This is a genomic window from Enterobacter sp. ECC-249, assembly GCF_043965265.1.
In the GTDB taxonomy this organism is placed as follows: domain Bacteria; phylum Pseudomonadota; class Gammaproteobacteria; order Enterobacterales; family Enterobacteriaceae; genus Enterobacter; species Enterobacter quasiroggenkampii.
This window is the reverse complement of sequence record NZ_CP143660.1, coordinates 3,567,703-3,584,251: the sequence shown is the minus strand read 5'-3', so window position 1 is coordinate 3,584,251 and position 16,549 is coordinate 3,567,703. Positions and strand designations below refer to the sequence as shown.

Genomic DNA, 16,549 nt, shown 5'->3' with positions numbered 1-16,549 from the left:
AGGCCGGGTAAGCGCAGCGCCACCCGGCTTTTTTACACCTCAAAATCCAGTTCTTCCTCATCCCGCAGCGGGATGAGCTGAACCTTCTGCACGCGATGATTTTCAATCTGCAGCGTTTTGAGCAGATAGTCGCCTACCTGAACCTCTTCTCCCGGCTGCGGGATACGCTGTAAATACTCCATCAGCAGACCGGCAATAGTGTGATATTCCCGTTTTTCATCCAGCGGCAGCGGCACGTATTGCACCAGGTCTTCCAGCGGCATATGGCCGTTAGCCGTCCACGAACCGTCTGCGTTTTTCTGAATATCATGGCGGGCATCAATCTCATCCACCTCGTTAGGCAAATTACCGGCGATGGTTTCCATTACGTCGCTCAGCGTGACCAGCCCTTCCACCGAACCAAACTCATCCACCACAAAGGCAAAGTGCGTACGCGCGTTACGGAATTGCTCAAGGGCGGAAAGCAGCGGCAGCCCCTCAGGGAAAACCAGCGGCTGGCGCACCAGTACGCGCAGGTTGAGCGCCTCGCCGTGAAGCTGCTGCTGGAGCAGGTCAATAACGTGCACCACGCCCAGCAGCTCCTCTTCCTCTTCACCGCCGGTTACTACCACGCGGGTGTGCTGGTTTTTATCCAGCAGGGCGCGAATGTGCTCTTCCGGTGCCGTCAGGTCGATATGCTCAATGTCATGCCGCGAGGTCATGATGCTGCTGACCGTCCGCTGATTCAGATTGAGCACCCGCTCGATCATCCGTCGTTCCTGCGGATCAAAGATCAGCCCGTCGCTGTGGTCGGCCAGCATGGCGGAGGATTCCGCGTCCAGCTCCGCATCCTCTTTCTTACCGCTTAGCAGGCGCATAACCGTGTCGGCCGTGCGCTGACGAAGGGTTTGATTCGCGGACAGGAAGCGGCGGCGGTTAAATATCGCCAGCTGGTTGAGCGCTTCAATCATGACGGAGAATCCGATGGCGGCGTACAGGTAGCCTTTCGGAATATGGAAGCCAAAACCGTCGGCCACCAGGCTAAAGCCAATCATCAGCAGGAAGCTCAGACAGAGGATCACGATGGTAGGGTGACTGTTTACAAAGCGGGTCAGCGCCTTGCTGGCCATTACCATCAGCGTGATGGCAATAATCACCGCGGCCATCATTACCGCAAGGTGGTCCACCATTCCGACGGCGGTGATCACCGAGTCAAGGGAGAAGACCGCATCCAGCACCACGATTTGCGCCACTACCGGCCAGAATTTCGCTCCGCGCCGCTGGGTTGGGTTCTCGCTGTCTTTGCCCTCCAGCCGCTCGTTGAGCTCCACCGTGGCTTTGAATAGCAGGAACAACCCGCCGAAGAGCATGATCAGATCGCGGGCGCTAAAGCTCAGGCCGTGAATGGAGAACAAAGGCTGAGTGAGCGTCACCAGCCAGGAGATAGAGGCCAGCAGCAGCAACCGCATCACCATCGCCAGCAGCAGGCCCGTCACGCGCGCGCGGTCGCGCTGGGAAGGCGGCAGTTTTTCAGCAAGGATGGCGATAAAAACCAGATTATCAATCCCGAGCACCAGCTCGATGACGACCAGCGTAACCAGCCCGGCCCAGATTGAGGGATCGGCAATCCATTCCATAGTAATAGCAATACCTTCTGTTATATGACGAATGTCACACTTCGATCATGGATAAAGCTGGGGGAAATTGCAATGCCGGGCTGAGATTTCTCTTAATACGGCGGTTAAAAAAGAGAGCATTCTCAATAATGTGTAAATAAGCGAAATGCGAATATTTAATTGCAGAGATAGCATTTTAGGATATATCGCAGGCGCTATTTTTTACTCTCACTTTGTCAATATAAAGAAAATCCTAAAAGGTCAAAAATTTGCTCTTAATATTAATCTTAAAAACCGATATTAGGACAGTTGTCTCCTTGCCTGCTATTAGGTTAGCTGCAACAATTCTCCCAGCATCAAATGTTAAATCTCGGTGTTGCTATTAATGTTCGGTCTTCAGGAGATGGTTATTCATTATCCGTCGGGTTTCTCAAGCGACTGATATATTTCCAGAAGACCTTGCTCAAGAGGGTGTCTATCCATAACACATTGTTTAGTCAGTGGATTGGTAACTGAAAGCCAAGGGCGGTAGCGTGCCTGAAAGCGTGTGAATCAGCCTCGATTATTCTGTCAATAGCCAATGGATGAATAAGCTTTTTTTAGGACTGATGCCAGTTATATTTCTATTTGATTAACTGCATGCTGAAACCCAATACGACTCGAGCTTATTTAAATTGCACAGGATAATTACTCTGCCAAAGTGATAAATAATCAATGATGAAATCCAAAATGAAATTGATGCCATTATTGGTGTCTGTGACCTTGATGAGTGGTTGCACGGTCTTTCCCGGCAGCAATATGTCTACAATGGGTAAGGATGTGATCAAGCAACAGGATGCCGATTTTGATCTCGACAAAATGGTGAATGTTTATCCACTTACGCCTCGACTGGTCGAACAATTACGTCCACGTCCGAATGTTGCCCAGCCGAATATGTCGCTGGACCAGGAAATTGCGTCCTACCAGTACCGCGTGGGTCCGGGTGACGTGATCAACGTGACCGTCTGGGACCACCCCGAACTGACCACGCCAGCGGGTCAGTACCGCAGCTCAAGCGACACCGGTAACTGGGTGCAGTCAGATGGCACCATGTTCTATCCCTATATTGGTAAAGTGCATGTTGCAGGGAAAACGCTTGCCGAGATCCGTAGTGATATTACCGGCCGCTTAGCGCAGTACATCGCCGATCCGCAGGTGGACGTTAATATCGCCGCATTCCGCTCGCAAAAAGCCTATATCTCCGGCCAGGTGAACAAATCCGGCCAGCAGGCCATCACCAACGTTCCTCTGACAGTACTGGATGCCATTAACGCTGCGGGCGGGTTAACCGACGGTGCCGACTGGCGCAACGTCGTACTGACCCACAACGGGAAGGAGCAGCGCATTTCTCTGCAGGCGCTGATGCAAAACGGCGATCTTACCCAGAACCGCCTGCTCTATCCGGGCGACATTCTCTACGTGCCGCGCAATGACGATCTGAAAGTCTTCGTGATGGGTGAAGTGAAGAAACAGAGCACCCTCAAAATGGACTTCAGCGGTATGACGCTGACCGAAGCGCTGGGCAATGCTGAGGGTATCGATCTGACGACCTCTAACGCGACCGGTATCTTCGTTATCCGTCCGCTGAAAGGTGAGGGCAGTGCGAAAGGCAAGATTGCCAACATCTACCAGCTGGATATGTCCGATGCGACCTCTCTGGTGATGGCAACGGAGTTCCGCCTCCAGCCATACGATGTGGTGTATGTCACCACCGCGCCGGTTGCCCGCTGGAACCGTCTGATCAACCAGTTGCTGCCAACCATCAGTGGCGTTCGCTACATGACGGATACGGCGCGCGACATTCATACCTGGTAATCCGCGATGTTTAACAAAATTCTGGTGGTATGCGTGGGGAACATTTGCCGTTCCCCTACGGCTGAACGGTTGTTGAAACACTACCAGCCCGAGCTGACCGTTGATTCGGCAGGGCTGGGTGCACTGGTCGGTAAAGGTGCCGATGAGCGCGCAACGAGCGTGGCGCGGGATCATCACCTCTCTCTCGACGGCCACGTGGCTCGCCAGGTCACTGGCCGCATGTGCCGGGAGTATGACCTGATCCTGGCGATGGAAAAACGCCATATTCATGCGCTGTGCGATATCGCTCCGGAGATGCGCGGCAAGGTGATGCTGTTTGGTCACTGGGACAATGAACGTGAAATCCCCGATCCGTATCGCAAAAGCCATGAGGCCTTTGAGGCGGTTTACACCTTACTTGACCAGTCTGCCCAACAGTGGGCGCAGGCACTGAAAGTTCAGCAGGGATAACAATGACAGAAAAAACAAGACCTTCCGCCGCCCCGACTTCGGGCAGTGATGAAATTGATATTGGGCGCCTGGTCGGCACTGTTGTAGAGGCAAAATGGTGGGTGCTGGGCATTACCGCCGTGTTCGCGGCGGCGGCCGTCGTCTATACGCTGTTCGCCACCCCTATCTACAGTGCCGACGCGCTGGTGCAAATCGAGCAGAATACCGGCAACTCTCTGGTGCAGGACATTGGCTCCGCGCTGGCGAACAAGCCGCCGGCATCCGACGCCGAAATTCAGCTCATCCAGTCACGCCTGGTGCTGGGTAAAACGGTTCACGACCTCGGGCTCGATATCTCCGTCACCAAAAATACCTTCCCAGTCTTTGGTGCCGGCTGGGATCGTCTGATGGGGCGAAGCAACGACACGGTGAAAGTGACTGACTTCGTGCTGCCGAAAGGGGCTGCCGATCAGACGTTTACCCTGACGGTGCTGGGCCCGAAACAGTACCAGCTAACCAGCGACGCGGGTTTTAGCGCCCGCGGCGAAGTGGGGCAGATGCTGACCAAAGACGGCGTCAGCATGATGGTCAGCGCGATTAACGCCCAGGAGGGCGGTGAATTCACCGTTACCAAATTCTCCACGCTGGGGATGATCAACAATCTGCAGAACAACCTGACCGTCACCGAAAACGGTAAGGACACCGGCGTGCTGAGCATGACCTTTACCGGTGAAGATAAAGATCAAATCCGCGACATCCTGAACAGCATTACCCGCAACTATCTTGAGCAGAACGTTGAGCGTAAGTCGGCGGAAGCGGCGAAAAGCCTGGCCTTCCTCGCGAAACAGCTCCCGGAAGTGCGCGGCCGTCTGGATGATGCCGAGAACAAGCTGAACGCCTATCGTCAGGATAAAGACTCCGTTGACCTGCCGCTGGAGGCGAAATCGGTCCTCGATTCGATGGTCAACATTGATGCGCAGCTCAACGAGCTGACCTTCAAAGAGGCGGAGATTTCCAAGCTTTATACCAAGCGTCACCCAGCCTACCGCACGCTGCTGGAGAAACGCCGCACGCTGGAAGAGGAGAAGGCGAAGCTCAATGACCGCGTGACCGCGATGCCGAAAACGCAGCAGGAGATCGTGCGTCTGACCCGCGACGTGGAGTCCGGACAGCAGGTTTACATGCAGCTGCTGAACAAGCAGCAGGAGCTGAAAATCACCGAAGCCAGTACCGTCGGTGACGTGCGCATCGTCGACCCGGCTATTACCCAGCCTGGCGTACTGAAGCCGAAGAAAGCGCTGATCATTCTCGGCAGCATTATTCTCGGCCTGATGCTCTCCATCGTGGGCGTGCTGCTGCGTTCGCTGTTCAACCGCGGTATCGAAAGCCCGCAGGTGCTGGAAGAGAGCGGTATCAACGTCTATGCCAGCATTCCGCTGTCTGAGTGGCAAAAATCCCGTGACCGCGTCAAAACCATCAAGGGCGTCAAGCGTTACAAACAGAGCCAGCTTCTGGCGGTGGGTAACCCGACCGACCTCGCCATCGAAGCGATCCGTAGCCTGCGTACCAGTCTGCACTTCGCCATGTTGCAGGCCAAAAATAACGTCCTGATGTTGACCGGCGTGAGTCCGTCAATCGGTAAAACCTTCGTCTGCGCCAACCTGGCGGCGGTGGTCAGCCAGACCAACAAGCGCGTGCTGCTGATCGACTGCGATATGCGTAAGGGCTATACCCACGAACTGCTGGGCACCAACAACGTTAACGGTCTGTCGGAAATCCTGCTCGGCAAAGGTGACATTAGCCAGAGCGCGAAACCTACAACGGTGCCGAAATTTGACCTGATCCCACGCGGTCAGGTGCCGCCTAACCCGTCCGAGCTGCTGATGAGCGAACGCTTTACCGAGCTGGTGGAGTGGGCGAGTAAAAACTACGACCTGGTGCTGATCGATACGCCGCCAATTCTGGCCGTGACCGACGCAGCGGTTGTTGGCCGCCACGCTGGCACCACGCTGATGGTAGCGCGTTACGCGGTGAACACCCTGAAAGAGGTGGAAACCAGCCTGAGCCGCTTCGAGCAGAACGGGATTGAGGTGAAAGGGGTGATCCTGAACTCCATCTTCCGCCGCGCGACCGGGTACCAGGATTACGGCTATTACGAATACGAATACAAGTCTGACAGTAAATAAAAAAACACCCCCAACACCCCTCACCCTAACCCTCTCCCCAAAGGGGAGAGGGGACTGTTCGGTGCTGGATTTGGGGGACAAACGTAATGATAACCACTGGCTGCCTTTCACCCTCTCCCCTTTGGGGAGAGGGCCGGGGTGAGGGGAAAAAATGACCACACAACGCCCTTTAGTTTCAATCTATATGCCGACATGGAATCGTCAGCAGCTGGCGATCCGCGCAATAAAGTCGGTGTTACGTCAGGATTACGATAACTGGGAGCTGATCATCGTTGATGACTGCTCTTCCTCGTATGAACAGCTGCAAAAGTTTGTGACTGACCTCAACGACCCGCGGGTGGTCTATACGCACAACGCCATTAACTCCGGCGCCTGTGCGGTGCGTAATCAGGCGATTATGCAGGCCAAAGGGCAGTTTCTGACCGGCATCGACGACGACGACGAATGGACGCCGAATCGCCTGTCAGTCTTCCTGTCGCATAAAGAGCAGCTGGTTACGCACGCTTTCCTGTATGCCAACGACTATGTCTGCCAGGGCGAGGTTTACTCGCAGCCCGCCAGTCTGCCGCTGTACCCGAAATCACCGTACTCTCGCCGCCTGTTCTACAAGCGCAACATTATTGGTAACCAGGTCTTCACCTGGGCGTGGCGTTTCAAAGAGTGCCTGTTCGATACCGAACTGAAGGCCGCGCAGGATTACGATATCTTCCTGCGCATGGTGGTGGAATACGGCGAACCGTGGAAAGTGGAAGAGGCCACGCAGATCCTGCACATCAACCACGGGGAGATGCAAATCACCTCCTCGCCGAAAAAATTCTCCGGCTACTTCCATTTTTACCGCAAGCACAAGGACAAGTTTGACCGTGCCAGCCGTAAATATCAGCTCTTTACCCTCTATCAGATCCGCAATAAGCGCATGAACTGGCGCACGCTGCTGACGCTGTTTTCCGTGCGTAACGGCAAGCGCCTGGCTGATGGACTTCGGGGGAAATAATGTTTCTGGAAGATTGCCGCGCTAACAGCTGGAGCCTGCGTCCGTGCTGCATGGTTCTGGCGTACCGCATCGCGCATTTTTGCTCGGTGTGGCGTAAAAAAAATGTCCTGAACAACATCTGGGCGGCACCCGTGCTGGTGCTGTACCGCATCATCACCGAATGCTTTTTCGGCTATGAAATCCAGGCCGCTGCCACAATTGGCCGCCGCTTTACCATCCATCACGGCTATGCGGTGGTGATCAATAAGTTCGTGGTCGCCGGGGATGATTTCACCATTCGTCATGCGGTCACCATTGGCAACCGCGGCCCTGACAGCCTGGCCTGCCCGGTCATCGGCAATAACGTCGAGCTGGGGGCGAACGTGGTGATTATTGGTGACATCACGATTGGTAACAACGTCACGATTGGTGCGGGCAGCGTGGTGCTGGACAGCATTCCGGATAACGCGCTGGTGGTGGGAGAAAAAGCCCGCGTGAAGGTGATTAAATGAACATTCTGCAATTTAACGTACGCCTCGCAGAAGGCGGAGCGGCGGGCGTAGCCCTGGATCTACACCAGCGCGCGCTGCAAAAAGGACTCCAGTCTCGTTTTATCTACGGCTACGGCAAAGGCGGCAAGAAAAGCGTCAGCCACGATAATTTTCCGCAGGTGCATAAGCACACGCCGCGTCTGACCTCGATTGCCAACATTGCGCTTTTCCGTCTGTTTAACCGCGATCTGTTTGGCAACCTGAACACGCTTTACCGCACGGTGACCCGCACTACCGGCCCGGTTGTGCTGCATTTTCACGTGCTGCACAGCTACTGGCTGAATCTGGAAGAGGTGGTGGCCTTTTGTCAGAAGGTACAGGCCCACAAGCCCGACACCCGTTTCGTCTGGACGCTGCACGATCACTGGAGCGTGACGGGCCGCTGCGCGTTTACCGACGGCTGCGAAGGCTGGAAAGATAACTGCCAGAAGTGCCCGACGTTAAGCAACTACCCGCCGGTGAAGGTGGATCGCGCGCATCAGCTGGTGGCCGGAAAGCGCCAGCTGTTCCGCGACATGCTCTCGCTCGGCTGTACGTTTATCTCCCCGAGCCAGCACGTAGCCGATGCCTTCAACAGCCTTTACGGGGCAGGGCGCTGTCAGATTATCAACAACGGGATCGACGTGGCGACGGAAGCCATTCTTGCCGAGCTGACCCCGGTGGCGGAAACCGCGGGCAAACCGAAAATCGCTATCGTTGCGCATGACCTGCGCTACGACGGTAAAACCAACCAGCAGCTGGTGCGCGACATAATGGCGCTGGGTGACAAGATAGAGCTTCATACCTTCGGCAAGTTTTCACCGTTCGAAGGGGCCAACGTGGTGAACCATGGGTTTGAGACAGACAAGCGCAAGCTGATGAGCGCGCTGAATGAAATGGACGCGCTGGTGTTCAGCTCCCGCGTGGATAACTACCCGCTGATCCTCTGCGAAGCGCTCTCTATCGGCGTGCCGGTGATTGCTACCCACAGCGATGCGGCCCGCGAAGTGCTGGAAAAGTCCGGCGGGAAAACTTTTGCGGAGCAGGAGGTCCTGCCGCTGGTGCAGCTGCCGAAGGCGCAAATTGCTCAGGCCGTTTTTGGCACTGACCTGGAATCGTTCCGCAACCGCAGCCGCAAGGCCTACAGTGGACAACAGATGCTGGAGGAATATGTCTCGTTCTATCAGAATCTGTAGTTATCTGCTGCTGCCGCTGATTTATCTGCTGGTCAACGTCAAAATTGCCCAGCTTGGCGAAAGCTTCCCGATAACCATCGTCACCTTCTTGCCCGTTCTGCTTCTGCTGTATGTCGATAAAATCAACCTGAAGAAGCTGATGATTGCCCTGGGGCTGGGCACGGGCCTGACGCTGTTTAACTACATCTTTGGCCAGTCGCTGGATGCCAGTAAATACGTCACCTCGACCATGCTGTTTGTTTATATTGTTATTATTATCGGAATGGTCTGGAGTATTCGCTTCAAAACGATTTCTCCGCACAATTATCGGAAAATCCTCAGGTTCTTTTATATTGCCGTTGCGTTAATTGTTATGCTTGCTGCCATGGAGATGGCGCAAATTATTCTTACCGGCGGCAGCAGCCTGATGGAGATAATTTCGAAATATCTCATTTACAGCAACAGCTATGTATTGAACTTCATCAAGTTTGGCGGGAAGCGTACTACGGCCCTCTATTTTGAACCGGCGTTTTTCGCTCTGGCGTTAATCTCAATTTGGCTCAGCATCAAACAGTTTGGTATCAAAACGCCTAAGACCGATGCTATGATTCTTGCAGGAATTGTTCTGTCTGGATCGTTCTCAGGGGTAATGACATTTATCCTGTTTTACCTGCTGGAGTGGGCGTTCCAGTACCTGAACAAAGATGCGATTAAGAAAAAACTGCCGCTGGCGATTATCTCCCTGACGGTATTTATGGTAGGCGTGATATTTGCCTTCCCGTACATCTCAGAACGTCTGGGTGATTTGGGAACGGAAGGGTCTTCGTCCTATTATCGCATCATTGGGCCACTGGTGATGGTGGGTTATTCCTTAACCCACATTGATGGGGTAGTAAGATTCGGCTCACTTTACGAATATGTTGCATCATTCGGAATCTTTAACGGTGCGGATGTCGGTAAAACCATAGACAATGGTCTGTATCTGTTAATTATTTATTTTTCGTGGTTCGCCGTACTGTTGACCCTGTGGTATCTGTTTAAAGTTTTCAAAATGATGATTAACGCGTTTGGTGATAACCAGAACTTTCGCGTTCAGCTTTATCTTTTTACTCCGGTGTCGCTGTTTTTTACCGGGTCAATATTTAGCCCGGAATATGCTTTCTTGATTGTCTGTCCGTTTATTCTGCGCAAAGCGCTTAATATTACGAACGTATGACGAAATGAGGTGATTTATGTTTCTTAGCGTCATTACTGTCGCTTTTCGTAATTACGAAGGGGTGGTAAAAACCTGGCGCTCGCTGCGCAACCTGGCGCGCGATCCAAGCCTCACCTTTGAGTGGATTGTGGTCGACGGCGGCTCGAACGATGGCACGGCGGAGTTTCTGGAAAAACTCAACGGTGAGTTCAACTTACGCTACATCAGCGAGAAAGATAAAGGCATCTACGATGCAATGAATAAAGGCATTAACATGGCGCAAGGCCGTTATGCCATCTTCCTGAACTCGGGCGACATTTTCCATGATGACGTGGCGCTATTTGCCCGTCAGCTGGCTCGCCAGAAAGAGGACGCCATGTATATTGGCGATGCGCTGCTCGATTTTGGCGACGGACATAAAGTGTGTCGCAGCGCGAAGCCGGGCTGGTATATCTATCACAGCTTGCCGGCCAGCCATCAGGCCATTTTCTTCCCGGTAAAAGGTCTGAAAAAACAGCCTTACGATTTGCAGTATAAAGTGTCTTCGGATTATGCACTGGCGGCCAGCCTGTATAAATCAGGTTACCCGTTCCGTCGAATTAAAGGGCTGGTATCTGAATTCTCAATGGGCGGCGTGTCAACGTCTAATAATCTGGAATTGTGCCAGGATGCCAAAAACGTACAGCGTAAAATATTACGCGTGCCGGGATTGTGGGCGGAATTGTCTTATTTATTGCGCCTGCGTACCACAGGTAAAACGAAAACCTTATATAACAAAGCCTGAATATAAGGAAACGCAATGCAGGATTTAAAAGGTTTCTCCGTGCCGAAAGGTTTTCGGGGCGGGAACGGTATTAAGGTACAGCTGTGGTGGGCCGTTCAGGCAACCTTATTTGCCTGGTCGCCGCAAATACTGTACCGCTGGCGAGCTTTTTTATTGCGCCTGTTTGGCGCAAAAATAGGAAAAAACGTAGTCATCCGACCTTCTGTGAAAATTACCTATCCGTGGAAATTAACGCTGGGGGATTATGCATGGGTTGGGGATGACGCGGTGTTATATACCCTTGGCGAAATAACGATTGGCGCAAACTCGGTTGTTTCACAGAAATGTTATTTGTGTACCGGTAGCCACGATTTTATGAGTCAGCATTTTGATATTACCGCTTCGCCTGTTGTGATTGGTGAAAAATGCTGGCTGGCAACGGATGTTTTTGTTGCACCGGGTGTTTCTGTTGGCGATGGCACGGTAGTTGGTGCCCGCAGCAGCGTTTTTAAATCGCTACCGGCAAATAAAATTTGCCGTGGCAACCCCGCAGTGGTGATACGCGAACGCGTTGAAACTGATTAAATTCATAAGTAGAGGAATATAAACATGTCTAAAGTCGCTCTCATCACCGGCGTTACCGGGCAGGATGGTTCTTACCTGGCAGAGTTCCTGCTGGAAAAAGGTTATGAAGTACACGGTATTAAACGTCGTGCGTCTTCTTTCAACACCGAACGTGTGGATCATATCTATCAGGATCCTCACGCGGCGAACCCGAAATTCCACCTGCACTACGGCGACCTGACCGATACCTCCAACCTGACCCGTATCCTGCAGGAAGTGCAGCCGGATGAAGTGTACAACCTGGGCGCGATGAGCCACGTAGCGGTTTCCTTCGAGTCCCCGGAATACACCGCTGACGTTGATGCCATGGGTACGCTGCGTCTGCTGGAAGCGATCCGCTTCCTGGGCCTTGAGAAGAAAACGCGCTTCTACCAGGCGTCTACCTCAGAGCTGTACGGTCTGGTGCAGGAAATCCCACAGAAAGAGACCACGCCGTTCTACCCGCGTTCTCCGTATGCGGTAGCAAAACTGTACGCTTACTGGATCACCGTGAACTACCGTGAATCCTACGGCATGTACGCCTGTAACGGCATTCTGTTCAACCACGAATCTCCACGTCGCGGCGAAACCTTCGTGACCCGCAAAATTACCCGCGCTATCGCCAATATTGCGCAGGGTCTGGAGTCTTGCCTGCACCTCGGCAACATGGATTCCCTGCGTGACTGGGGCCATGCCAAAGACTACGTAAAAATGCAGTGGATGATGCTGCAGCAGGAACAGCCGGAAGACTTCGTGATTGCGACCGGCGTGCAGTACTCCGTACGTCAGTTCGTTGAAATGGCCGCGGCACAGCTGGGCATCAAGCTGCGCTTCGAAGGTACCGGCGTGGAAGAGAAAGGTATCGTGGTTTCCGTAACCGGCCACGACGCTCCGGGCGTGAAGCCAGGCGACGTGATTGTGCAGGTTGACCCGCGCTACTTCCGTCCTGCTGAAGTGGAAACCCTGCTGGGCGACCCAACCAAAGCGCACGAGAAGCTGGGCTGGAAACCAGAAATCACTCTGCAGGAGATGGTTTCCGAGATGGTAGCCAAAGATCTTGAAGCAGCGAAAAAACACTCCCTGCTCAAGTCTCATGGCTACGAGGTTGCCATCGCGCTGGAGTCCTGAGAATGACAAAACAACGTATTTTTGTCGCCGGTCATCGCGGAATGGTGGGTTCCGCGATTGTTCGCCAGCTGGAGCAGCGCGGTGACGTCGAAGTGGTTGTCCGTTCGCGCGACGAACTGAACCTGCTCGACAGCCGTGCGGTACAGGACTTCTTTGCTAACGAACGCATTGACCAGGTGTATCTGGCCGCGGCAAAGGTGGGCGGCATTGTCGCTAACAACACCTACCCGGCGGATTTCATCTACGAAAACATGATGATCGAGAGCAACATCATTCACGCGGCGCATCTGCACAACGTGAACAAGCTGCTGTTCCTGGGCTCATCCTGTATTTACCCGAAAATGGCGAAACAGCCGATCGCCGAAAGCGAGCTGCTGCAGGGCACGCTTGAAGCGACCAACGAGCCGTACGCCATTGCCAAGATTGCCGGGATCAAGCTGTGTGAGTCTTACAACCGTCAGTACAACCGCGACTATCGCTCGGTGATGCCGACCAACCTGTATGGACCTCACGACAACTTCCACCCGAGCAACTCGCATGTGATCCCGGCGCTGCTGCGTCGTTTCCACGAGGCAACCGCCGAGAACGCGCCGGACGTGGTGGTGTGGGGCAGCGGTACGCCGATGCGTGAATTCCTGCACGTGGATGACATGGCTGCGGCCAGCATTCACGTGATGGAGCTGGATCGCGAAGTGTGGCAGGAGAATACCGAGCCGATGCTGTCGCACATTAACGTGGGTACCGGCGTGGACTGCACCATTCGCGAGCTGGCGCAAACCATCGCGCAGGTGGTGGGCTACAAAGGCCGCGTGGTGTTTGATGCCACGAAACCGGACGGCACGCCGCGCAAGCTGCTGGACGTGACCCGTCTGCATCAGCTGGGCTGGTATCACGAGGTGTCACTGGAGCAAGGGCTGGCAAGCACCTACCAGTGGTTCCTGGAAAACCAGCACCGCTTCCGGGGGTAACGATGTTTTTAAGTCAGGAAGATTTTGCCACGGTAGTGCGTTCCACTCCGCTCATCTCGATTGATTTGATCGTGGAGAACGAACGCGGCGAGTTCTTGCTGGGGAAACGAACCAACCGTCCTGCGCAGGGCTTCTGGTTCGTGCCCGGCGGGCGCGTTCAAAAGGATGAGACGCTTACCGATGCGTTTGAGCGTCTCACTCTGGCGGAACTGGGTCTGCAGCTGCCGATGGCAGCGGGCCAGTTTTACGGGGTCTGGCAGCACTTCTATGACGATAACTTTTCAGGCACCGGGTTCACCACGCACTACATCGTGCTGGGGTTCCGCCTGAAGGTGAGTGAGGCAGACCTGCGTCTGCCTGATTCTCAGCATGACGACTACCGCTGGCAGACGCCAGAGGCGCTGCTTGCCAGCGACAATGTGCATGACAACAGTCGTGCCTATTTCCTGGCCGATCGTCAGTCCGGAGTGCCGGGCTTATGAAAATTTTAGTGTACGGAATCAACTACTCGCCGGAATTAACCGGCATCGGGAAATACACCGGCGAGATGGTCGAGTGGATGGCGAGCCAGGGACATGACGTGCGGGTCATTACCGCGCCGCCGTACTACCCGGAGTGGAAAGTCGGGGAGCGCTACTCAAGCTGGCGCTACCGTCGCGAAGAGGGTGCAGCGACCGTCTGGCGCTGCCCGCTGTATGTGCCTAAGCAGCCCTCAACGCTTAAGCGGTTGATTCATCTCGGCAGCTTTGCCCTGAGCAGTTTCTTCCCGCTGATGGCGCAGCGTCGCTGGAAGCCGGATCGCATTATCGGCGTGGTGCCGACGCTGTTTTGCACGCCGGGCATGCGCCTGCTGGGCAAACTCTCCGGCGCGCGCACCCTGCTGCACATTCAGGATTATGAAGTTGACGCCATGCTGGGCCTGGGGATGGCAGGCAAAAGCAAGGGCGGCAAGGTAGCGAAGCTCGCCAGCGCGTTTGAGCGCAGCGGCTTACACAACGTGGATTATGTTTCGACTATCTCGCGCTCGATGATGAACAAGGCGCAGGAAAAGGGCGTCCCGGCAGAGAAGGTGATCTTCTTTCCGAACTGGTCCGAAGTGGCGCGTTTTCGCGACGTGACAGAGCAAGACGCTCAGGCGCTGCGCGCGCAGCTCGGTTTGCCTGAAGATCAAAAAATCATTCTTTACTCAGGCAACATCGGCGAAAAGCAGGGGCTGGAGAGCGTGATCGAGGCGGCTCAACTGCTGAACGAACATCCATGGATGTTTGTGATTGTCGGGCAGGGCGGTGGAAAAGCGCGGCTGGAGAAAATGGTCAGCGAGCGCGGCCTGACCAACGTGAAATTTTACCCGCTTCAGTCTTACGAGGCATTGCCTGCGCTGCTGAAGATGGGCGACTGCCATCTGGTGGTGCAAAAACGCGGCGCCGCGGATGCGGTGCTGCCGTCCAAGCTGACCAACATTCTGGCAGTGGGCGGCAACGCGGTGATTACGGCAGAAGCCGAAACAGAATTAGGCCAGCTGTGCGACAGCTATCCGGGAATTGCCGTGTGCGTGGAGCCGGAATCGGTCCCGGCGCTGGTGTCCGGAATTGAGCAAGCGCTTGCCATGCCAAAAGTGAACACGGTGGCACGTGAATATGCCGAACGCACGCTCGAGAAAGAGAACGTGCTGAGCCAATTTATTGCAGATATACGGGGATAAATCATGAGTCAAACCACTTTGTATCCGGTTGTGATGGCTGGTGGCTCTGGTAGCCGGTTGTGGCCGCTGTCCCGCGTGCTCTATCCAAAACAGTTCCTCTGCCTGAAAGGGGATCTCACCATGCTGCAGACGACGGTAAACCGTCTGCACGGCGTGGAGTGTGAAAGCCCGGTGGTGATTTGTAATGAACAGCACCGCTTTATCGTTGCCGAGCAGCTGCGCCAGCTGAACAAACTCACAGAAAATATCATCCTGGAGCCTGCCGGACGTAACACCGCGCCTGCGATCGCTCTGGCGGCGCTGGCGGCAAAACGCAGCAGCCCGGACTGTGACCCGCTGATGCTGGTCCTGGCGGCAGACCACGTTATCCAGCAGGAAGACGCATTCCGCGACGCGGTGCGTGCGGCCATTCCTTATGCCGAGAGCGGCAAGCTGGTGACCTTCGGCATCGTGCCGGATCTGCCGGAAACCGGCTACGGCTACATCCGCCGCGGCAGCGTGACGCCGGGTGAGGGCGACAGCGTGGCGTTTGACGTGGCGCAGTTTGTTGAAAAACCGAATCTGGAAACCGCGCAGGCGTATGTCGCCAGCGGGGAGTATTACTGGAACAGCGGGATGTTCCTGTTCCGCGCCGGACGCTATCTGGAAGAGTTGCGCAAATACCGCCCGGATATTCTGAACGCCTGCGAGAAAGCGATGGCGGTGGTGGACCCGGATCTCGACTTCATCCGCGTGGATGAAGAGGCGTTCCTCGCCTGCCCGGAAGAGTCTATTGACTACGCGGTGATGGAACGTACGGCAGACGCCGTCGTGGTACCGATGGATGCGGGCTGGAGCGATGTCGGCTCCTGGTCCTCCCTGTGGGAGATCAGCGCCCACACCCCGGAGGGTAACGTCCACCACGGCGATGTTATTAGCCACAAAACGGAAAACAGCTACGTTTACGCCGAGTCCGGCCTGGTGACAACGGTCGGAGTGAAGGATCTGGTGGTTGTCCAGACCAAGGACGCCGTGCTGATTGCCGACCGTAACGCCGTGCAGGACGTTAAAAAAGTGGTGGAGCAGATCAAGGCGGATGGTCGCCACGAGCACCATATTCATCGCGAAGTCTACCGTCCATGGGGGAAATATGACTCCATTGATTCCGGTGACCGCTATCAGGTGAAACGCATCACCGTGAAGCCGGGCGAGGGGCTGTCGGTGCAGATGCACCATCACCGCGCCGAGCACTGGGTAGTGGTGGCGGGTACCGCGAAAGTAACTATTGACGGTGAAGTCAAACTGCTGGGTGAAAACGAGTCCATTTATATTCCGCTGGGGGCGACGCACTGTCTGGAGAACCCGGGGAAAATTCCTCTCGACTTAATTGAGGTGCGCTCCGGCTCGTATCTGGAAGAGGACGATATCGTGCGCTTCCAGGACCGCTACGGGCGGGTGTAGCACTTAGC

The 16,549-nt window shown here is 54.8% G+C and carries 15 protein-coding genes; 14 read left to right on the top strand and 1 reads right to left on the bottom strand.

The features are described from left to right. Positions 1–32: 32 nt before the first annotated feature. On the bottom strand, positions 33–1,616 hold the full coding sequence (locus V1587_RS17155; protein ID WP_023312406.1) for a TerC family protein: 1,584 nt from the start codon (positions 1,614–1,616) through the stop codon (positions 33–35). A 693-nt stretch (positions 1,617–2,309) separates the two neighbouring features. Between V1587_RS17155 and V1587_RS17150 the strand changes: the two genes are divergently transcribed. From V1587_RS17150 to cpsB, 14 genes are all read left to right on the top strand, one after another. Beyond that, positions 2,310–3,449, top strand: a complete 1,140-nt coding sequence (locus tag V1587_RS17150) for a polysaccharide export protein (protein WP_014170829.1) — start codon at positions 2,310–2,312, stop codon at positions 3,447–3,449. Positions 3,450–3,455: 6 nt separating this feature from the next. After that, positions 3,456–3,899 carry a low molecular weight protein-tyrosine-phosphatase Wzb gene (gene wzb / locus V1587_RS17145; protein WP_371897242.1) on the top strand — a complete coding sequence of 148 codons (444 nt, stop codon included), beginning with the start codon at positions 3,456–3,458 and terminating at the stop codon, positions 3,897–3,899. 2 nt (positions 3,900–3,901) lie between these two features. Continuing rightward, on the top strand, positions 3,902–6,064 hold the full coding sequence (gene wzc, locus V1587_RS17140; protein ID WP_371897241.1) for a tyrosine-protein kinase Wzc: 2,163 nt from the start codon (positions 3,902–3,904) through the stop codon (positions 6,062–6,064). Positions 6,065–6,215: 151 nt separating this feature from the next. Further along, entirely contained in the window at positions 6,216–7,058 is an 843-nt protein-coding gene (gene wcaA / locus V1587_RS17135) for a colanic acid biosynthesis glycosyltransferase WcaA (protein WP_371897240.1), read from the top strand. After that, complete coding sequence (gene wcaB / locus V1587_RS17130; protein WP_023312402.1) at positions 7,058–7,549, top strand: colanic acid biosynthesis acetyltransferase WcaB; 492 nt, start codon at positions 7,058–7,060, stop codon at positions 7,547–7,549. Before wcaA ends, wcaB begins: the two co-directional genes overlap by 1 nt. Beyond that, positions 7,546–8,763, top strand: a complete 1,218-nt coding sequence (gene wcaC, locus V1587_RS17125) for a colanic acid biosynthesis glycosyltransferase WcaC (RefSeq protein WP_371897239.1) — start codon at positions 7,546–7,548, stop codon at positions 8,761–8,763. Before wcaB ends, wcaC begins: the two co-directional genes overlap by 4 nt. Further along, the gene (wcaD, locus tag V1587_RS17120; protein WP_045908624.1) at positions 8,738–9,958 is read left to right on the top strand and encodes a colanic acid polymerase WcaD; all 1,221 of its coding nucleotides are present in this window, start codon (positions 8,738–8,740) and stop codon (positions 9,956–9,958) included. Before wcaC ends, wcaD begins: the two co-directional genes overlap by 26 nt. Positions 9,959–9,974: 16 nt before the next feature. After that, positions 9,975–10,721, top strand: coding sequence for a colanic acid biosynthesis glycosyltransferase WcaE (wcaE, locus tag V1587_RS17115; protein ID WP_371897238.1), 747 nt, complete (start codon positions 9,975–9,977; stop codon positions 10,719–10,721). Positions 10,722–10,736: 15 nt separating this feature from the next. Continuing rightward, positions 10,737–11,285, top strand: coding sequence for a colanic acid biosynthesis acetyltransferase WcaF (gene wcaF / locus V1587_RS17110; protein ID WP_371897237.1), 549 nt, complete (start codon positions 10,737–10,739; stop codon positions 11,283–11,285). Between the two features lie 24 nt (positions 11,286–11,309). Next, positions 11,310–12,431, top strand: a complete 1,122-nt coding sequence (gene gmd / locus V1587_RS17105; protein WP_014884502.1) for a GDP-mannose 4,6-dehydratase — start codon at positions 11,310–11,312, stop codon at positions 12,429–12,431. Positions 12,432–12,433: 2 nt separating this feature from the next. Beyond that, positions 12,434–13,399, top strand: coding sequence for a GDP-L-fucose synthase (locus V1587_RS17100; RefSeq protein ID WP_032642824.1), 966 nt, complete (start codon positions 12,434–12,436; stop codon positions 13,397–13,399). A 2-nt stretch (positions 13,400–13,401) separates the two neighbouring features. Next, positions 13,402–13,881 carry a GDP-mannose mannosyl hydrolase gene (locus V1587_RS17095; RefSeq protein WP_126330696.1) on the top strand — a complete coding sequence of 160 codons (480 nt, stop codon included), beginning with the start codon at positions 13,402–13,404 and terminating at the stop codon, positions 13,879–13,881. Beyond that, positions 13,878–15,101 (top strand): colanic acid biosynthesis fucosyltransferase WcaI, encoded by a 1,224-nt coding sequence (gene wcaI / locus V1587_RS17090; protein WP_371897236.1) that lies wholly within the window; start codon positions 13,878–13,880, stop codon positions 15,099–15,101. Before V1587_RS17095 ends, wcaI begins: the two co-directional genes overlap by 4 nt. A gap of 3 nt (positions 15,102–15,104) precedes the next feature. Continuing rightward, a complete protein-coding gene (cpsB, locus tag V1587_RS17085) occupies positions 15,105–16,541 on the top strand; it encodes a mannose-1-phosphate guanyltransferase (RefSeq protein WP_023336268.1) in 1,437 nt (478 codons plus the stop codon). Positions 16,542–16,549: the final 8 nt, after the last annotated feature.